We start from the raw sequence: 2,678 nt of genomic DNA, 5'->3' as shown, positions 1-2,678 counted from the left end.
GCGCCAAAGAAATAGGCTAAGAGTTAGAAGCCGTAAACGGTGAAATCAAAGCGAACACTCCGCATATAGTGCCACCGGAAAGAACGTGAAAGGCACTAACTGAAAGGTGTAAATACGAGCGGCAAAACAGATAAACACCAAAACTTATGACCTTTGATGTCAAACCCGTACTAACGCCCTGTTAAGGTGTGAGCAACGCAATACCGAAGCTCCTGCATACCACCTTAAACACTAAACGCAACGCATAGTAAAAATGCCACGCGTTGCGAATCACTCTTAAACAGATTGTTAAATTGCTAGCCACCAATAGCCGAAAGTAAGAAAGAAGCAACAGATGCGATACTTCCTTCATGAGGCAAAGCTCCCAATAGCGTCTTAACTACAGCTTTACTAGGCTTTTCAGATTGGAATTGAGCTTCTACTGCACCAACAACCTCAAGTGCCTCTTGCTTTTCAGATGCGTCTTCGACCAGCCTTTCTATTTCGCTGCGAAGTAGCTCAATATGCTCTGTAACTTCAGAGTTATGATTAACTATATTTGTCGAGTTATCTACAGAGTTGTTGTTCACTCGAGCGTTATCGCCGTTGAAGTTATAAGTGATACTTTGTACCGCTTTTTTAGCTTCTGGAATACCTAATTTCTGAACTTTCATTTGATAATGCGCAGGTATACTGTGAAACTTTTCGTGGAAACCAGGATCGATAACCTTGAACGTTTCCTCACCACCGTTAGACATAATCCTTTGGATAAGATCATTTGGTTCGATTAGCATATTTGACTGCATTAGATAAATGCCCTTATCTTGAACACTGGCTTTCAAGTCCGAATGCTCTTCACCATTTGTTTTGATAACTTTTATATGGTCAGTCATCATTTTTTGAAATGCCATACTTCCTCCTGCAATTTAACGCCGCATTAAGGTGTGAGCGGCGCTTGGCTATACTTGAGCGAAGCGAAAAACGCCAAGCGTTGCGAATCACTCTTAAATGCTTTGTTAGTTTATTTTTTGAATAGGCCAATGATCTTTTGATAGCACTTTTCAAAAAAAGCATCATTTTTAGTTGATTCAATAGTAGCGCCAAAATTGTCGACGACTATCTTATCTTCATACACTGAGGTTGCTGTTATCGTGATATTAAATGTATCACGGTTAAACTGGTTCAATTGCTCTTCAGTCAAATGCGCAACGCACAGTACTTCTACACTGTTGCTTTTCAAACACAAAGGCAAACTCGTTCGTTTAATATTTAACTCTGGCAAGTTTTGCTTCAGCACAGCATCAAGTTCTTCAAAATTTTCAACTTCATGCACTTTACCTTTGAAATCTATTGAAACACCTTGAAGTATTGCAGGGCCTAACCCATCGTTATATAGCCTTAACTCAACAACAATGAGTCCGTCTTGATAGTCTTTGTTCAGATATGTATGGAGTAATGGAAGTACTTGCTTTCTATTGTGCTGCCTTTGAATAAAGAGTGTCGCACTTGTCACAACCAATGCGAGAAAAAGTAAAATCGTATCCATCTTGTCTAAAGCCTCCGTTGTAAACTAACGCCGCATTAAGGTGTGAGCAACGCCTACCACCCAACCTAAACTATTGTGCGTAAACACTAAAGCCGAATCAAACCAAAAGTGCCAAGCGTTGTGAATCCGTCTTAAACGCCTTGTTAGTTTTATTGCTGGCGACTTAGTAACAGGTTTGCTCCAGACATCGCTAAAAAGGTTGCGCAGCCTCTATTGAAGCGCTTCGCCATTTTCGGTTTCGTAAACCACCGTCTTAAATATATGCCGAATATGGCATAAATCGATATTGCACCCATTTCTAATATTAGAAACGTAGCCCCTAAAACGAAGAACTGTTCATTTACACTAGCCGAAACATCAACGAACTGTGGGAGAAAAGCAGTAAAAATTAAGATCGCCTTCGGATTACCAGCGGCTAACAGAAATTCTTGTTTAGCCAAACCTAGTCGGTTGCGAGTATTTTCTAGTTCAGCTACTGGACTTGCCTCCGAACGCCATAGATTAAAGGCAATCCACAGCAAATATGCAGCACCTACGATTTTAATTGTTAGAAATAGGGTCTCAGATGCGTAAAGCACCACCGCCAACCCTGAAGCGGCTAACGCGATCATTACTGTGAACGCTGCAATCCGGCCAAGACCAGCAATAAATGCAGACTTGAAGCCATAACAACGAGCATTATTCATTGATAATAGGTTGTTAGGCCCCGGTGTCATATTGAGCGCAAAACACGCAGGTATAAAGAACAATAACTTCCAGATTTCCACAATATTTCCTCCATGAAAACTAACGCCGCGTTAAGGGGCGACAACGCTTTGCACTAAACTACACCATTGCGCCGTAAACACAAAAACCGATTTAAACAAAAACTGCCAATGCGTTGAGAGTCCCTCTTAAACGCTTTGTTATGTGCCCAACAACACCACGACTTTAAACCAAACCCATTTTGTAACCGCAGAACTTTCAACGCCAACAAAACCCACTGCAAACCTAAATATTTCAGCGACATGCCAACGTTAGCAAAGGAGCAATTTTCACCAGAGTACGCGACCAAACAACACATGCAAATGCTTTTGTGAAGACAAACTTTCAATGCGGAATTGTAGCGATTAAATCCGTTTCTATTTTCCTAAACCTTGCCGCAAGCACACCT

At 41.2% G+C, this 2,678-nt stretch carries 3 protein-coding genes; all 3 read right to left on the bottom strand.

Going from position 1 to position 2,678, the window contains the following annotated elements:
- Nucleotides 1-296 precede the first annotated feature (296 nt).
- Nucleotides 297-890, bottom strand: coding sequence for a hypothetical protein (locus tag CAG65_RS06395; RefSeq protein ID WP_161452916.1), 594 nt, complete (start codon nucleotides 888-890; stop codon nucleotides 297-299).
- 110 nt (nucleotides 891-1,000) lie between these two features.
- A complete protein-coding gene (locus CAG65_RS06390) occupies nucleotides 1,001-1,525 on the bottom strand; it encodes a hypothetical protein (RefSeq protein ID WP_161452914.1) in 525 nt (174 codons plus the stop codon).
- Between the two features lie 149 nt (nucleotides 1,526-1,674).
- Nucleotides 1,675-2,292, bottom strand: coding sequence for a LysE family transporter (locus CAG65_RS06385; protein WP_161452912.1), 618 nt, complete (start codon nucleotides 2,290-2,292; stop codon nucleotides 1,675-1,677).
- Nucleotides 2,293-2,678 lie beyond the last annotated feature (386 nt).

Origin of the sequence: Vibrio sp. V39_P1S14PM300, from assembly GCF_009904765.1 — a bacterium.
GTDB classification, from domain to species: Bacteria; Pseudomonadota; Gammaproteobacteria; order Enterobacterales; family Vibrionaceae; genus Vibrio; species Vibrio proteolyticus.
Note: the sequence above shows the minus strand (reverse complement) of the source record. Positions and strands in the feature narration are given on the sequence as shown.